The organism is Bacillus sp. JZ39 (assembly GCF_053903145.1).
Genome location: NZ_CP096389.1, coordinates 1,624,370 through 1,640,168, shown reverse-complemented (window position 1 = coordinate 1,640,168; position 15,799 = coordinate 1,624,370). Strand labels below are relative to the sequence as shown.

Sequence of the window (15,799 nt, the reverse complement as noted above, 5' to 3'; positions counted from 1 at the left end):
CTCCCCTTTGTTAAGTCAAATCCCTTTACGATAACTTAGTTTACACGGTTTTATTGACACTGTCAAGTTTTTATCTTGTCAAAGCGGCGATTAACTTTTTCCAAAAAACGCTAAATATCATCCAATTTATTCCGATATTGTATATGAACCCTATTTAAAGGAGGATTTTTATGAAAAAAATCGGTTTATTGTTTATGTTATGTCTGGCAGCCCTGTTTACAATAGGTTTCCCGGCACAGCAAGCAGACGCTGCTGAGGCACCTTATAAGGCCTCAATCACAAATATCAGCACAGATGGAGGGGTATACGGTAAAATCAATTACGGACAAGGTCAATATTGGCGAGTCAAGTACAATATTACAGTAAGCGGCAAATTACTCGACCAAAACGGACAGCCAGTGCCAAACGCGCCCGTAAGATTTGAAGCGGACACGAAGGTCGGAAACACAACACAAACTGCTTCAGGAACGACTGATGCAAACGGAACATTTGAGGTTCCAATGTATTTGGGGCCAGCTGCTGGGTATTACACGTATTACACATCTGTTTCCGTTCATTACTATGACATCATCCCATTCAGAGTTTTTTCTGGTGAGTCAAGACTGGTATCCACTGATAACAGCCTTTATCATTTCGCCTATCAAGTAAGAAGATAAAAAAGAAAAGGCCCCAAGATGTTGGGGCCTTTTTCTTAATCGTCGGCTTTTTCCACTAAATCTGAAAAGAGTCCGTACACATAGGATTCTGGATCAAATTCCTGAAGATCATCAACTTTTTCTCCTAAACCGACTAGTTTAACCGGGATGTGAAGCTCGTTGCGAATCGCAAGGACGATACCGCCCTTTGCCGTACCGTCAAGCTTCGTTAAAGCAATGCCGGTAACATTTGTTGCTTTAGAGAACTCTTTTGCCTGAGCCATTGCATTTTGGCCGGTCGTGGCATCAAGGGCAAGCAGCACCTCATGCGGAGCTTCAGGAACTTCTCTTTCGATAACACGTTTTACTTTTTCAAGCTCTTTCATGAGATTTACTTTGTTTTGGAGACGACCTGCCGTATCACAAATTAATACATCGGCATTTCTTGCTTTCGCAGCATGAACAGCATCGTAGATGACAGCCGCCGGATCGCTTCCGGCCGTCTGCTTAATGACAGGCACTCCTGTACGCTCTCCCCATACTTCCAGTTGTTCAATGGCTCCCGCTCTGAAAGTGTCTCCGGCGGCAAGTACGACAGATTTTCCTTCTTGTTTCATTTTATGGGCAAGCTTTCCGATCGTTGTTGTTTTCCCGACGCCGTTTACACCTACCAGAAGGATTACGTTTAAACGCCCATCCTGGATGTTCAGTTCTGAAATTTGCTCATCTCCGCTGTTATAAATCTCGACCAGTTTCTCAGAAATCACTGACTGGACTTCCTTTGGATCTTGAATATTTCTGCGTTTGACTTCTTTTTTCAGTTCATCTATTAATTCCATAACGGTTGTAAAACCGACATCCGCGCTGATAAGAACCTCTTCAAGCTCTTCGAAGAAATCCTCATCCACTTTACGGTAACGGGATACAAGATCATTCACTTTGTTTTGAAAGGAGTTTCTTGTTTTTTCAAGGCCATCCTTAAACTTTTCAGATACGGAATCTGTCTGTTTTGTGATTTTCTCTTTTAATTTTTTAAAAAAGCTCATCTTTTAACCTCTTTCCTCGTTACTGAACGAATTCTTTTGTTTCTTCCAGCTTAACGGAGATTACCTTGGAAACACCGGATTCCTGCATGGTTACGCCATAAAGCACATCCGCTTCCTCCATCGTTCCTTTTCTGTGGGTAATCACAATAAACTGGGTATCACTGCTGTATTTTTTTAAATACTGCGCAAATCGGAACACATTCGCTTCGTCGAGCGCAGCCTCTACTTCGTCAAGGACGCAAAACGGCACTGGACGAACCTTTAGGATTGAGAATAAGAGCGCTATAGCAGTAAGCGCACGCTCTCCGCCTGACAGGAGGTTTAAGTTTTGCAGCTTTTTCCCCGGCGGCTGAGCGATAATCTCGACTCCTGAATGAAGCAGATCGTTAGGATCGGTGAGCCTCAGTTCAGCTCGCCCTCCTCCGAATAAGGAGCGGAAAACTTGATCAAAGTGTGAGCGGATTTGGACGAATGTGTCGTTAAAGCGCTTCGTCATTTCTTCATCCATTTCTTCAATCACTTGGAACAAGGTATTTTTCGCTTCTGTTAAATCTTCTTTTTGTTCCGACAGAAACTTGTACCGTTCGTTGACCCTCTCAAACTCATCTATGCTTCCGAGGTTCACGGTACCCAGCTCTTCAATTGCGAGTTTAATCAGCTTCACGCGCTTTCTGGCTTCCTCTGGATCAGTTTCAAGCTGATATTTCTCTTTTGCCCCCTCAAAGGACAAGCTGTATTCCTCCCGTAAGTATTGGAGTAAATTATCAAGCTCGACTTCCATCCGTCCGAGTTTGACTTCTTCGTCTTTTAAGAGCGTTGTTTTTTGTTTATACAGACGTTTCATTTCTTTCAGCTCACGCTCATACGTATCAAGCCCATGCTGAAGCTTGATGCGCTGATCGCGCCTTAATGCAATCAGTTCGATCGTTTTCGTTTTGTCATTCAATTTATGTTTTGCTGCCTCTTCCAGCTTTTCTTCGCCGCTGGTGCTAGATGACATCTCTGACGTTAAGAAGCTTAAGTCTTCTTTTGCTTCTTTTAACGCAAGCTCTGTTTCAGTGAGCTCTTTCTTTAATCTGGCAAGGTTGTCCTCTTCCCCCTTGCAAGCCTGCTCTTTTTTGGCCGCAGCGATCTTCAGCTCAGTCAGCTCGTTGGAGAGAGACTCTTTCGTTGAGGATTGCGTTTGTTTTTGTTTTGTCAGTCTGTCTATGTCCTCTTCAAGCTGTTTCATCTTTTCAGATACGGCAGAGAGCTCTTCTTCAAGCTTGCGTTTGCGCGCTTTTTTCTCTTCATCGCTTTCAGACAGAGCAGATTTTTCTTGGTCATAGAGCTCTAAATGGGTATTGATATTTTTCTCGGCAACTTGAAGTTCGTACAGCTGGCCTTTCACATCCTGCTGCTTTAACCTTAAGCCTTCCCCGGTTTCTCTTAAGTCAGCCAGTTTTTTCTCCATATCCTGAATGGATTGCTTAAGGGTTTTGACCTCTTGTTCAAGCAGTGCTGTTTTCTCTTCCATTTCAGCGAGCCGTTTCGTCACATCTTCTAGCTCCCGGCTTCTTCCAAGGAGGGAGTTATTTTTCTTTTTAACCGCGCCGCCCGTCATTGAACCACCGGGGTTCACAACATCTCCCTCAAGGGTTACGATGCGGTACCGGTGCCCGAGAAGCTTCGCAAGCTCGTTTGCACCCTTTAAGTCCTCTGTGATCAGAACGGTTCCAAGAAGATTTTGGATGACGCTTCGATACGCAGGATCAAATGTGACAAGTTCACTGGCAACCCCGAGAAATGATAAATGCCGGGCGGCTGTTTCCGCGTCACGGCTTTGAAGCTGGCGGTCTCTAATAACAGAAAGAGGCAGAAACGTCGCCCGGCCGAAGGAATTCTGCTTTAAATATTGAATCGCTTTTCGGGCAGATTGTTCATCGTCGGTCACGACATGCTGAGCAGAAGCGCCGAGCGCTATTTCAATGGCCGTTTCATACTTCTGTTCTGTAGAAATCAGCTCAAGAACCGCTCCGCGAATTCCACCAAGGCGCTCTTTCGCTTTCAGCACTTCTTTAACACCTTGATAAAAGCCGGAAAAATCTCCCTGCATCGTCTCAAGCATGTCCTTTTTTGATCTCGCTTGCTGAACGTATTGGTATGCCTGATACAGAGCGGATTCATTTTTTTCGTATTGGCGCTTTTTCTGCTCATATTTTGTCTGCATATCACGATATGCACCGACTTGATTGTGAATCTCCTGCTCAATTCGGGCGAATTCCGTTTCACATGCGGCTTTACGCGCAGAAATATCACGCCGTTCCTGCAGGTGCTTTTCATTGTTGTCCGCGAGTCTTTGCAATGTGACAGCGGATTGGGACATCTGGTCATCAAGAAGCTGGAGTTCGTTGCGTATCGAAGCCTGGCTGTTTAACAGCTCAAAATAATCACTTTTCAGCTGCTCGATTTTCTCTTCGACATTTTCATTGTGAAGACTGAGAGCCCGCTGTTTTTCTTTTACTTGCTCCCTTAACTGCTTCACCTCAGCCTGAAGCGTTTCGAAGACAGCTTCCTGCTTCGAAAGCTCATCTTTCAGAACCGTTTCTTTTTGCTGGAACTGAACGATGGCTTCTTCAAGCTGTTCTTGGTTTTGCACAGCGTTTTTCTTTCGTTCTTTCAGGACTTCTTTACGGCCTTCGAGCTTTTCCAGCTCTTCACTAGTTACCAGTAAAACTTGCTGGAGCTCATCTACTGACTCATCAAGCGCTTGTATTTTGTCCCTTGTATCCTCAATCTTTGCTTCTTTCGCAGAAATAGCAGACGATTCAGCAAGCTCTTCTTCTTTTGCCATCTGCACTTTCTCTTTAAGAGTCGACCATTTACCATGCAGCTCTTCGATATCATAGGCAGTCAGCGCAATTTCAACATGCTCCAGCTCTTTCTTTTTCTCAAGATAGTCTTTCGCTATTGAAGCTTGAATTTTAAGAGGTTCAACCTGTCCTTCAAGCTCATGTAATATATCTTCTACCCGATTTAGATTGTCCTGTGTCTCAAACAGTTTATTTTCTGCTTTTTTCTTTCTCGTTTTATATTTAAGCACCCCGGCCGCTTCTTCAAAGATACTGCGGCGATCCTCCGCTTTGCTGCTCAGGATCTCTTCCACTTTCCCTTGGCTGATAATAGAAAATGCTTCTTTACCAAGCCCAGAGTCCATAAATAAATCAATAATATCTTTCAAGCGGCATGGCTGATTGTTAATCAGAAACTCACTCTCACCTGATCTGTACACACGTCTTGTGACACTCACCTCGTGGAAGTCAATTGGCAAGAAATGATCATCATTATCAAGAGTAAGCGTAACTTCAGCTAGATTTAATCGCTTTCTTGAATCACTCCCGGCAAAAATAATGTCCTCCATTTTTCCGCCGCGAAGAGAGCGTGCCGATTGTTCGCCGAGAACCCAGCGAATGGCATCCGTGATGTTGCTTTTTCCGCTTCCGTTCGGCCCGACAACTGCTGTCACGCCTTTAACGAAGTCTACGGAAATCCGTTCTGCAAATGATTTAAATCCTATAACGTCTAAACGTTTGAGGAACATAGCGATCCTCCTTATGTAATAAGTATTTCAATTCTATCATAAACATTGGTGAAATAAGACGGCATACATACTGAAATCCCCCTGAGTCATAAGGGGGATTTTATTGTTTCGTATGGTGTTTTTGCAATTTAGCTAAAGCTTCCTGAGCAGCGTGCTGTTCGGCTTCTTTCTTTGAACGGCCGTTTCCGACTCCGAGTGGTTCACCTTTTAGAGATACGATGGCTTCAAATTCACGGTTGTGCGCAGGTCCTTTTTCGTTGGAGATTTTATACTCCAGAGAGCCTTTGCCGTCCCGCTGCACGTATTCCTGCAGCTGGCTTTTGAAATCCATCACATGAGAAAAAGCACCATCGTTAATTTTAGGGAACACATAAACTTTTAAGAAACTTTCGACCGGCTCTAATCCTTGGTCAAGGTACAAGGCTCCGATAAATGCCTCAAAAACATCCGCCAATAGAGCAGGACGCTTTCTTCCGCCTGTCATTTCCTCGCCTTTACCCAACAGGACAAGATCGCCGAATGACAGCTCGTGAGCCAATGAAACGAGAGACGGTTCGCAAACAATTGCGGCTCTCAATTTCGTCAAATCTCCTTCACTCATAGCCGGGTATTTGGCAAATAAGAATCTGGAGATCGTCAGTTCCAAAACAGCGTCACCTAAAAATTCAAGCCTTTCATTATCTTCATACGGCTTTTTCCGATGCTCATTCACATAAGATGAATGTGTAAATGCTTGATACAAAAGCTTTTCATTTTGAAAGTGAACCGAAATCCGTTCTTGAAACTCTTTAAATTGTTCTACTTTTTTATAGAACTTTTTTTTATCTTTATAATGTGAGTGTTTTGACATAGTAACCTCCATAGGCACATCAGGTTCACCGCGCTTCTCTGACTAAACCGGATACAGCGCGCGTAAAAGCGGCATGCTGTAATAACTGCACGAATAAAGGGCTAAAGCCCCGCGTTTCGGCGGGACTTTTAGCATCAGCTTATTGCTGGTTTTGTATGTAGTTCACAGCGTCGCCGACTGTTGCAATCTTTTCAGCATCTTCGTCAGAAATCTCCATATCAAACTCGTCTTCAAGTTCCATAACAAGCTCAACTACATCTAGGGAATCAGCACCTAAGTCTTCCTTGAAAGAAGCTTCAAGTTTGACGTCTGCTTCATCAACGCCAAGGCGATCTACGATGATTTTCGTTACACGCTCTAATGTGTCTGCCATAGCAATTCACCTCCCCTCAAGTATTATAGTGGATTCGTTTTTAAAAAACTAGAGAAACTATGATGAAATTTTCGAGAAAAAACTTACATCACCATTCCGCCGTCAATATGAAGCGTTTGGCCTGTCATATAACGGGCTCCCTCTGAAGCTAGGAACGTGACAACACTGCTGACATCGCTAGGTTCACCAAAGCGCGCGAGCGGAATTTGTTTCAGCATTTCGTCTTGAACGTCTTTTGCAAGTTTATCTGTCATATCAGTTGAGATAAATCCTGGCGCTATTGCGTTTACCGTAATATTTCGGCTGGCGAGCTCTTTAGCAGAAGACTTGGTTAAACCGATGACGCCGGCTTTTGCAGCCACGTAGTTGGCTTGTCCAGGGTTTCCGCTGACGCCGACGATAGACGATACGTTAATAATGCGGCCTGAACGCTGTTTCATCATTTGTCTTGTAACAGCTTTTGTGCAGTTGAAAACACCCTTCAGGTTAATGTTAATGACGTCATCCCATTCGTCTTCTTTCATTCTCATGATGAGATTGTCTCTTGTAATTCCCGCATTATTAACCAGAATGTCAATCGTAGAAAAAACAGACAATGTTTCTTTTATCATGTTTTGTACATCTTCGGGATTTGATACATCCGCTTTTACAGCAATTGCTTTTCTGCCCATTGATTTGATTTCATCTACCACTTCATTTGCTTTCGCTTCATTGCCGGAGTAGTTCACGACAACATTTGCTCCGCTTTTTGCCAGATCAAGGGCGATTGAGCGGCCGATTCCGCGGGATGCGCCAGTGACAATAGCCGTTTTATCATTAAGCATTATCATTCTCCTCCTTAAGCGTTTGAATTGCCAGCTCGATCGTTTCCGGATCTGATACAGCAATTGTTTTTAACCGTCTATTTACTTTTTTCACAAGGCCTGAAAGCACTTTTCCGGGACCGATTTCAATAAAAGTCGTAACACCCTCTGCGATCAGCTTGTTAATGCTTTCCTCAAAACGAACCGGAGAGTAAAGCTGCTCAATAAGTTTTTCTTTGATATCTGCTTTTTCAGTCATCACGTCAGCAGAAACATTTGAGATGACCGCAATGTCAGCGTCTTTTATGTCACAGGCGTCCAATACCTCTTTCAGCTTTTCAGCAGCCGGTTTCATCAGTTCAGAATGGAACGGACCGCTTACTTCAAGCGGAATTACGCGTTTTGCGCCGTTCTCTTTTGCCAGTTCAGATGCAAGCTCAACCCCTTTAGCTGTTCCGGAAATGACGATTTGGCCAGGACAGTTGAGATTCGCAAGCTGTACAAGGTTGCCTTCCTCTGTGACTTTATCGGTTACTTGCTTTAATGCTTCAGCATCCATGCCGAGAATCGCAGCCATTGCTCCTTCGCCAGCCGGTACCGCTTCATTCATAAACTCTCCGCGTTTTCTGACGGTATAAACAGCATCTTTGAAAGACAGAGCGCCAGCCGCAACCAGTGCAGAATATTCACCAAGGCTGTGTCCTGCTGTGAAATCAGGTGTAATGCCAGATTCTTTAAATTTCTCAAGAACAGCGATGCTTGTCGTAAGCAAAGCAGGCTGCGCATTGTATGTAAGTGTTAATTCTTCAGCATCCCCCTCAAAAATAAGCGAGCTGAGTTTTGTTTCCAACGTTTCATCGGCTTCATCAAACAGACGCTTTGCAGCAGGCACCTGCTCATAAAGCTCTTTTCCCATGCCGATAAATTGTGATCCCTGACCAGGGAATAAAAATGCAATCTTACTCATGATGTAAAAACCTCCAGACTACTCATCTGTTTTTTCTTCTTTCACTTCTTCCTGAATGAGCGCAGCCACATTTTGGCTGACCATCTCTCTTGCTTGCCGAATCGCATGGAATACAGCATTTGAATCTGAAGAGCCGTGCGCCTTGATCACAGGCGCTTTTAAGCCAAAAAGACTTGCTCCGCCATAATTCGAATACTCCATTTTCATTTTCATTTCTTTCAATTTTGGTTTCAGCACAGCTGCTGCAAGCTTGGATGTCAAAGTAGACGTCATTACGTCTCTCATCATTTTAAAAATAGACAACGCAGAGCCTTCCAGCGTTTTGAGTGTAACATTCCCGGTAAAGCCGTCTGTTACTACAACGTCCGCCACATCATCTAAAAGGTCTCGCGCTTCCACGTTTCCGATAAAATTGATGTTTGCTGTTTCTTTTAAAATTTGAAACGTCTGCTTCGTCAGTTCGTTTCCTTTTTTATCTTCTGTTCCGACATTTAAAAGTCCGACTCTCGGTGAAGTGACACCGCGCACTTGCTGAGAATAAACAGAACCCATGATGGCATATTGAACGAGGTGCTCCGGTTTGGCATCGACATTGGCGCCGACATCAAGGAGAAGAAATCCGTCTCCCGAAACAGTCGGAAGTGTCGGGGCAAGCGCCGGACGGTCAATTCCTTTAATTCTTCCGACAATAAAGAGACCGGCTGTCATTAATGCACCGGTATTTCCTGCTGAAATGCAGGCGTCAGCTCTGTTTTCCGCAACCTCCTGCGCCATAAGAACCATAGATGAGTTCTTTTTTCTTCGCACGGCACGGACAGGTTCATCCGTAGGCTCAATCACTTCATCTGCGTGCAGCACCGTGATGCGATCTGATGTAGTTGTTAAATGTGATTCTATCGTTGTTTTGTCACCGACAAGTGTGATATGGAGATCATCAAATGCCTCTATACCTTTTATAACTCCGTCAATAACAGCTTTGGGAGCGTGGTCTCCTCCCATTGCATCTACAGCTATTCTCATGCATGCTCCACCTTTATGAATGTTTTGAACGATACATGTCAAAGCGTCCAGAAAAAACAATTTCTTCGCCAACGTAGCTGTTCACTTCGACAACCGTTCTTCCTTTTTCTTTTTCGACAGCCGTCACTTTCGCTTTTGCTACGACACGTTCACCCTGCTTTACCTGTCTTGTAAAGCGGATGTCTGCACTTGCAGTCAGCGCCAGCTCGTCATCAATGACTGCAACGGCCAAAGAATTCGCCTGTGCAAATAAATGGTGTCCTCTCGCAATCTGATTCCGGCTGAACACGTGCTCCTGTTTTATTTCTAAAATGGATATCGCCTGATCATCCAGCTCAAGGTCAATAATTTCTCCGATAACTTCATCAAGTGACAGGGACTTCACTTCGTCCTCAAGTGTTTTCTCTGCCACGTTCTTAATTCTTTCTCTCAGTTCAGGTATGGAAAGCTCTAAGCGGTCCAAACGTATCGTCTGGATGCTCACCCCGAATTTACCCGCTAGTTCTTCATCTGTAATAAAGGGGGTTGCTTGAATCGTCTGCTGAAGTAATTCCTGGCGTTCTCTCTTATTTCTTCTCATATCTAAACACCATCCGGACAATTAAGACTAGGTACTAATAGTAGTATATAATTTCATAGATTGGAATGCAACGATTGTTTCTGGCTGAACACCAAAAACTTCTGATACTCAGCTTAATTTTTCCCCGTCCATTACTCCGCTCTTCAGCAATTCATCTCTTAACACAGCGTATTCCGGCTCCTTCCAGAACGCGTCAGAAGCCACAAGATTCGCAGCATCCTGCCTTGCCGTTTCAAGCGCTCTGTAATCATGAACCATGTCCGCCACTTTAAATTCCGGCATTCCGCTTTGTTTTTTTCCGAAGAAATCACCGGGGCCTCTCAGTTCCAGATCCTTTTCAGACAGCTCGAAACCGTCATTGGTCTCCGACATGATCCTCATCCGTTCTTTCCCTGTTTCTGATTTTGGATCAGCCATCAGAATACAGAAAGATTGATGCTCACCCCGTCCAACACGGCCGCGCAGCTGGTGAAGCTGTGATAGTCCGAAACGGTCGGCGTCATAAATCACCATAATCGTTGCATTCGGAACATTCACGCCAACCTCCACAACAGTGGTTGATACGAGAATTTGACAGTGATTTGCGCTGAATTCTCTCATGACCTGGTCTTTTTCATCGGAATGCAGCTTTCCATGCATAAGGCCGACCTTCCATTTTCCCCGAAAAATATCAGAAAGCATATTGTACACGTCAATGGCGTTTTGCACATCAAGCTTGTCTGATTCTTCAATCAGCGGACAGATGATATAAGCCTGCCTGCCTTGCTTTAATTCTTTTTCGACAAATGCCAAAATACGATCCAGCATGTCATGTTTTACCCAATAGGTTTCGATTCGCTTTCGTCCAGCCGGCATCTCATCAATGACAGATACATCCATTTCACCGAACACTGTGATCGCTAATGTTCTTGGGATTGGAGTGGCTGTCATAAAGAGAACATCGGGATCCTGCCCTTTGTTCCGAAGCTTTTTGCGCTGCTCAACTCCAAATCTGTGCTGTTCATCTGTAATAACGAGACTCAGCGCCTTAAACTCCACCTCGTCTTGGATTAAAGCGTGGGTTCCTACAAGAATATCAATCTCACCCGCCGCAAGACGCTCAAGCAGTTCTTTTCGCCGCTTTCCTTTAACAGAGCTTGTCAAAAGAGCAACGCTGACATCCCATTTTTCAAATAGCGAAACGAGCGAATCAGCATGCTGCTCGGCCAGAATTTCTGTCGGCACCATGAGCGCTCCTTGGTATCCGGATAGGATCGCGGCATACAGTGCAATGGCGGCGACTGCCGTTTTTCCTGATCCAACGTCCCCTTGAAGAAGACGGTTCATTCTGTATGGAGAAGACATGTCTGCTGTTATTTCGCGAAGAACGCGTGACTGGGCGTTTGTGAGGGGAAACGGGAGGCTTTTGATAAATCTCATGAGTTCTTCGTTTGAAAAACGCTGCCGTATCCCTTGTGTCTGCTCTCTTTCCGCCTTTCGGAACGCCTGCATTTTCAACTGAAACAACAAAAATTCTTCATAAACAAACCGCCGTCTGGCAAGCTTTAATGCTTCCCTTGTTTCAGGCTGGTGCATTGCTTTTAACGCCTGATAATAGTCAGGCAGTTTATAGCTTTTTCTTAGCTTTTCCGGAAGAGGATCAGGAAGTGAGTCTGCATATTGGGTCAGCGCCTGCTGAATAAAGCGCCTCATCATTTTGACGGTAACATTTTCTTTCACAGAATACACTGGTTCAATGCTTTTGTCTTCCTGATGCGGCCCGTTTTTCAACTCCTGAACAGAGATGGTTTGGCGGTGCTTGTCCCATTTACCTGAGACCGTCACAACAGCACCGAGCGAAAGCTTCTTCTTCAAGTAAGGCCGGTTAAAACATACGGCTGTGATTAAATAGTGGCCGACCAGAAGCCTGAATGTCAGCCTGTTTCGTTTTTTTCCGTAATAGGTAAGAGAAGGCTCTGAATGAACCTTCCCTTCGACTGTGACTCTTTCATCATGCTTTACTTCTTCTAAATCCCTCAGCTCGTAGTCATCATAGCGATAAGGGAAATAATTCAGAAGATCAGAAATGTCATAAATACCGAGTTCGTGTAATGTTTTTTCTGTTTCCGGTCCAATACCCTTAATGTTAGCTATACTAGTTTGCTGATGTTGTTTCACGTGAACCTAGCGCTCCTCCGAAAATTTTTTTCTCTAATTCTCTTCCTGTCGGTGTTGCCGCTAAACCGCCCTGGCCTGTTTCTCTAAGTGCAGTTGGCATCGTTTGGCCTATTTTATACATGGCATCGATAACCTCATCACATGGAATACGGCTTGTAATGCCCGCCAATGCCATATCAGCGGCAATCATCGCATTTGACGCGCCCATCGCATTCCGTTTCACGCAAGGCACCTCAACCAGCCCTGCAACAGGGTCGCACACGAGGCCTAGCATATTTTTTAATGTAATGGCCATGGCTTCCGCGCTTTGTTCGGGTGTTCCTCCTGCCATTTCAACAATGGCCGCAGCCGCCATGCCTGAAGCTGATCCAACCTCTGCCTGACATCCTCCGGCGGCGCCGGAAATGCTTGCGTTATTAGCCACGACAAATCCGAAAGCCCCGGCCGTAAACAAAAAGCGGATCATTTGTTCTCTTGTTGGATTCAGCTTTTCTTTTACAGCAAATAACGTACCGGGCACCACACCGGCAGAACCTGCAGTCGGTGTCGCACAGATGGTTCCCATGGCTGCATTTACTTCATTTGTTGCAACGGCTTTCGATACAGCATCTAAAATCAGCGGGCCAGACAGGCTTTTTCCTGATCGAATATAGGCCTGCAATTTAACGGCATCTCCGCCTGTTAAGCCCGTTTGGCTCGTAACTCCCTCGAGTCCTTTCTGAACCGCCGCTTCCATAACAGACAGGTTATGATCCATCTGCTGAAAAATGTCCTCTTTTGTTTTTTCTGTTACTTCCATCTCTTGAGCTATCATCACATCAGAGATCAATATTTGTTTTTCTTTAGTAATCTCAATTAATTCTTTTACATTACGAAACATAACTGGCTCCTCCTGACCCTTTTCGCTAGTCAGCAATCTTTGTCACTTGAATAATATTCGGCAGCTTCGACAGCTCGTCGAGAATGTGGTCGTCAATATTTTGATCGACCTCTATTGTCATCAGCGCAAGCTGGCCGATATCTTTCCGGGCTACTTCCATATGTCCTACGTTAATTGAAAATTTCGCCAGAACATTGGCAACACCGGCAATTGTGCCAAACTTGTCATTATGAACAACTAATATGGCCGGATGATTTCCTGACAGCCGGAGCTCAAAACCATTCAATTCTGTGATTTCAATCTTTCCTCCGCCAATCGAAATACCCGTCAGTTCAAGCTCACCCTTTTCATCAGAAATGGTGATTTTTGCTGTGTTCGGATGGACCGGGACTGCGTCTTCTACCCGAAACTCTATATCAATTCCTTTAGTTTCTGCAATTTGTATAGCGGTTTTAATCCGTTCATCGAATGTATCAAAATCAAGCAATCCGCCGATAATCGCGACATCTGTGCCGTGGCCCTTATACGTTTCCGCAAACGAGCCGTAAAAAGATACAATGATGCGCTCAGGCTCTCTGCCAAATAAACTTCTGGCCACTCTCCCGATTCTAGCAGCTCCCGCTGTATGAGAGCTGGACGGACCGATCATAACCGGGCCGATAATATCAAAAACGCTTCTGTATTTCATGCTATTCCTCCTTATGAACCAGAGCTTATTAGCGCTTTGCTTCTAGACTAATTGATCAGATATAAAATGGCAAGCGGGCGCGTTACAGCGCTGCCGCACTTAAAAGCAGACATAAGAATAGAAGGGCAAATTGCCCTTCTATTCTGCTGAAACTATATACGAATACAGAGGCTGTTTCCCATTGTGGATCTCAACCTCAATCTCCTCGTACTTTTCAATGAGAAACGCTTCAAGCTGCTCAGCTTCTTCCTGAGACGCATCCTCACCATATAGAATGGTCACGATTTCATCATCTTCTCCGATCATTTCTGACAGCAGCATTTTCGCGGCTGACAGCTGATTTTCAGAAGTGCCGATAATCGTTCCATTCAGAATGCCCATAAAGTCGCCTTTTTTAATGTCTTTACCGTCAATATGAGTATCTCTGACTGAGAACGTCACCTGTCCGCTTTTTACTTGCTGAATGGCGCTTAGCATATTGGCCTCGTTCGCTTCAGCTTCTTGATCCGGGTTAAAAGCCAGCAGAGCTGACATCCCTTGCGGAACCGTTTTAGCAGGAATGACAAAAACCTGTTCATCCACTACGCTGGCCGCTTGGTTAGCAGCCATGATAATGTTGGAGTTGTTAGGCAGGATAAATACCGTATCTGCATTTACAGACTTCACGGCATCAACAATATCCTCAGTGCTTGGGTTCATGGTCTGGCCGCCTTCAATCACAACAGAAGCGCCAATGCTTTTAAATAGGTCTGCAATTCCTTCTCCCATCGCTACAGTCACAATGCCATACGGCTGTTTTGCCGGCGGTGTTTCGTTGTCTGCAGGTTTGCTTTCTTGACTGATGATAGAGGTATGCTGTTCTCTCATATTTTCTATTTTTATTTTGATCAATTCACCGTAATGCTGGGCGTAGTTTAACACGTTTCCCGGCTCTTCAGCATGAATATGAACCTTCGCCAGCGATTCATCCGCAATCACAAGCAGAGAATCTCCGAACTGGCTGAGGTCTTGCCTGAACGTGCCTTCGTCGAACTCTCTTTTTGTCTGATCAAGCCTAACCATCACTTCGGTACAGAATCCAAATTCAATATCTTCGGTATTCATCATGCTTTGCGCGCTCTTGTGATGCTCTGCGCTGACCATGTCGTCAAGTGACGGAAGAACTGCTTTCTGAGGTACAGTTTCACCTTTTAATGAAGCAAGAAAACCTTCATACACACAGAGCAGGCCTTTGCCCCCGCTATCGACAACTCCTACTTCCTTTAGGACAGGTAGCAATTCAGGGGTGCGGTTTAAAGACGCCTCTGCTTCTTCTGTCACTGCAGTCATCAGCGCAGTGATATCGGTTTCTTTTTCTGCTAAGATCATTGCTTTTTTTGCAGCGTCTTTTGCAACTGTTAAAATGGTGCCCTCTACAGGTTTCATGACAGCTTTATACGCCATGTCTACACCTGCTTGCAGCGCAGCGGCAAACTCAAGTGCATTAATTTCTTTTTTCGTTTCAATGTTTTTGCTAAATCCGCGGAACAATTGGGATAGGATAACTCCTGAATTTCCGCGTGCTCCCATGAGCAGCCCTTTAGATAACGCGGAGCCCACCTTCCCGATATCATCCGTATCCATTTGTTCAACTTCTCTTGCTCCGGAAGTCATCGACAGGTTCATATTTGTTCCCGTATCACCGTCCGGCACCGGAAACACGTTCAGTGCATCAACTGCACTGGCGTTTTGAGACAGATTCTGCGCTCCCGCAAGAATCATCTCGGCAAAGGTTCTGCCGTCTAATGTTCTGATAGACAATCCTACTCCTCCTAACTACGGGTTCGTCACTCGTACGCCTTGGACATAAATATTGACAGAATCCACTGCCAGTCCGATGGTTTGATTTACTGTGTACTTTACTTTTGTTTGGACATTATGTGCCACTTCAGAAATTTTCGTGCCGTAGCTGACAATGATATACATGTCGATATGTATCTGTTCTCCTTCTTGGCGAACTTGGACACCCCTGCTGAAATTCTCTTTCCGAAGGATTTCAGTCAGTCCGTCTTTAATCTGGTTTTTAGAGGCCATGCCGACAATGCCGTAACAGTCAACCGCCGCGCCTCCTGCAACCATCGCGATGACTTCATTAGATATATCAATCTGTCCGTACTTCGTTCTTAATTCAATGGACACACTAGTTCCTCCTTCGAATGCATAGAGTTACAGCTATTCTAC

At 44.8% G+C, this 15,799-nt stretch carries 14 protein-coding genes; 1 reads left to right on the top strand and 13 read right to left on the bottom strand.

The window, feature by feature from the left end; genetic code table 11:
• The first annotated feature begins 170 nt into the window (after nt 1-170).
• Nucleotides 171-656 (top strand): Ig-like domain-containing protein, encoded by a 486-nt coding sequence (locus M1D65_RS08555; protein ID WP_003245834.1) that lies wholly within the window; start codon nt 171-173, stop codon nt 654-656.
• A 35-nt stretch (nt 657-691) separates the two neighbouring features.
• Here M1D65_RS08555 and ftsY read toward each other — a convergent pair whose 3' ends face one another.
• The 13 genes from ftsY to M1D65_RS08490 all read right to left on the bottom strand — a co-directional run bounded on the left by ftsY (nt 692) and on the right by M1D65_RS08490 (nt 15,757).
• Nucleotides 692-1,681 (bottom strand): signal recognition particle-docking protein FtsY, encoded by a 990-nt coding sequence (gene ftsY / locus M1D65_RS08550; protein ID WP_003232026.1) that lies wholly within the window; start codon nt 1,679-1,681, stop codon nt 692-694.
• Nucleotides 1,682-1,700: 19 nt separating this feature from the next.
• Nucleotides 1,701-5,261, bottom strand: coding sequence for a chromosome segregation protein SMC (smc, locus tag M1D65_RS08545; protein ID WP_032725688.1), 3,561 nt, complete (start codon nt 5,259-5,261; stop codon nt 1,701-1,703).
• 100 nt (nt 5,262-5,361) lie between these two features.
• On the bottom strand, nt 5,362-6,111 hold the full coding sequence (gene rncS, locus M1D65_RS08540) for a ribonuclease III (protein WP_003232030.1): 750 nt from the start codon (nt 6,109-6,111) through the stop codon (nt 5,362-5,364).
• Between the two features lie 139 nt (nt 6,112-6,250).
• Nucleotides 6,251-6,484 carry an acyl carrier protein gene (gene acpP / locus M1D65_RS08535; RefSeq protein ID WP_003154310.1) on the bottom strand — a complete coding sequence of 78 codons (234 nt, stop codon included), beginning with the start codon at nt 6,482-6,484 and terminating at the stop codon, nt 6,251-6,253.
• Between the two features lie 83 nt (nt 6,485-6,567).
• Nucleotides 6,568-7,308, bottom strand: coding sequence for a 3-oxoacyl-[acyl-carrier-protein] reductase (gene fabG, locus M1D65_RS08530; protein WP_003232035.1), 741 nt, complete (start codon nt 7,306-7,308; stop codon nt 6,568-6,570).
• A complete protein-coding gene (gene fabD, locus M1D65_RS08525; protein WP_456270837.1) occupies nt 7,301-8,254 on the bottom strand; it encodes an ACP S-malonyltransferase in 954 nt (317 codons plus the stop codon). The genes fabG and fabD overlap by 8 nt, the downstream gene beginning before the upstream one ends.
• 18 nt (nt 8,255-8,272) lie before the next feature.
• Complete coding sequence (plsX, locus tag M1D65_RS08520; RefSeq protein ID WP_003232041.1) at nt 8,273-9,274, bottom strand: phosphate acyltransferase PlsX; 1,002 nt, start codon at nt 9,272-9,274, stop codon at nt 8,273-8,275.
• A gap of 13 nt (nt 9,275-9,287) precedes the next feature.
• Complete coding sequence (fapR, locus tag M1D65_RS08515; RefSeq protein ID WP_003232044.1) at nt 9,288-9,854, bottom strand: transcription factor FapR; 567 nt, start codon at nt 9,852-9,854, stop codon at nt 9,288-9,290.
• A gap of 108 nt (nt 9,855-9,962) precedes the next feature.
• Entirely contained in the window at nt 9,963-12,011 is a 2,049-nt protein-coding gene (gene recG, locus M1D65_RS08510; RefSeq protein ID WP_021479307.1) for an ATP-dependent DNA helicase RecG, read from the bottom strand.
• Nucleotides 11,989-12,891, bottom strand: coding sequence for an L-serine ammonia-lyase, iron-sulfur-dependent, subunit alpha (sdaAA, locus tag M1D65_RS08505; RefSeq protein ID WP_003232049.1), 903 nt, complete (start codon nt 12,889-12,891; stop codon nt 11,989-11,991). The genes recG and sdaAA overlap by 23 nt, the downstream gene beginning before the upstream one ends.
• A gap of 25 nt (nt 12,892-12,916) precedes the next feature.
• Nucleotides 12,917-13,579 (bottom strand): L-serine ammonia-lyase, iron-sulfur-dependent subunit beta, encoded by a 663-nt coding sequence (gene sdaAB / locus M1D65_RS08500; RefSeq protein WP_072175954.1) that lies wholly within the window; start codon nt 13,577-13,579, stop codon nt 12,917-12,919.
• Between the two features lie 138 nt (nt 13,580-13,717).
• Nucleotides 13,718-15,379 carry a DAK2 domain-containing protein gene (locus M1D65_RS08495; RefSeq protein WP_169037507.1) on the bottom strand — a complete coding sequence of 554 codons (1,662 nt, stop codon included), beginning with the start codon at nt 15,377-15,379 and terminating at the stop codon, nt 13,718-13,720.
• A gap of 15 nt (nt 15,380-15,394) precedes the next feature.
• A complete protein-coding gene (locus tag M1D65_RS08490) occupies nt 15,395-15,757 on the bottom strand; it encodes an Asp23/Gls24 family envelope stress response protein (RefSeq protein ID WP_003232054.1) in 363 nt (120 codons plus the stop codon).
• Nucleotides 15,758-15,799 lie beyond the last annotated feature (42 nt).

What these genes read in the sequence shown, in the direction of transcription:
- M1D65_RS08555 (WP_003245834.1), top strand. Translation starts at nt 171, where the DNA reads ATGAAAAAAATCGGTTTATTGTTTATGTTATGTCTGGCAGCCCTGTTT.
- ftsY (WP_003232026.1), bottom strand. Translation starts at nt 1,681, where the DNA reads ATGAGCTTTTTTAAAAAATTAAAAGAGAAAATCACAAAACAGACAGAT.
- smc (WP_032725688.1), bottom strand. Translation starts at nt 5,261, where the DNA reads ATGTTCCTCAAACGTTTAGACGTTATAGGATTTAAATCATTTGCAGAA.
- rncS (WP_003232030.1), bottom strand. Translation starts at nt 6,111, where the DNA reads ATGTCAAAACACTCACATTATAAAGATAAAAAAAAGTTCTATAAAAAA.
- acpP (WP_003154310.1), bottom strand. Translation starts at nt 6,484, where the DNA reads ATGGCAGACACATTAGAGCGTGTAACGAAAATCATCGTAGATCGCCTT.
- fabG (WP_003232035.1), bottom strand. Translation starts at nt 7,308, where the DNA reads ATGCTTAATGATAAAACGGCTATTGTCACTGGCGCATCCCGCGGAATC.
- fabD (WP_456270837.1), bottom strand. Translation starts at nt 8,254, where the DNA reads ATGAGTAAGATTGCATTTTTATTCCCTGGTCAGGGATCACAATTTATC.
- plsX (WP_003232041.1), bottom strand. Translation starts at nt 9,274, where the DNA reads ATGAGAATAGCTGTAGATGCAATGGGAGGAGACCACGCTCCCAAAGCT.
- fapR (WP_003232044.1), bottom strand. Translation starts at nt 9,854, where the DNA reads ATGAGAAGAAATAAGAGAGAACGCCAGGAATTACTTCAGCAGACGATT.
- sdaAA (WP_003232049.1), bottom strand. Translation starts at nt 12,891, where the DNA reads ATGTTTCGTAATGTAAAAGAATTAATTGAGATTACTAAAGAAAAACAA.
- sdaAB (WP_072175954.1), bottom strand. Translation starts at nt 13,579, where the DNA reads ATGAAATACAGAAGCGTTTTTGATATTATCGGCCCGGTTATGATCGGT.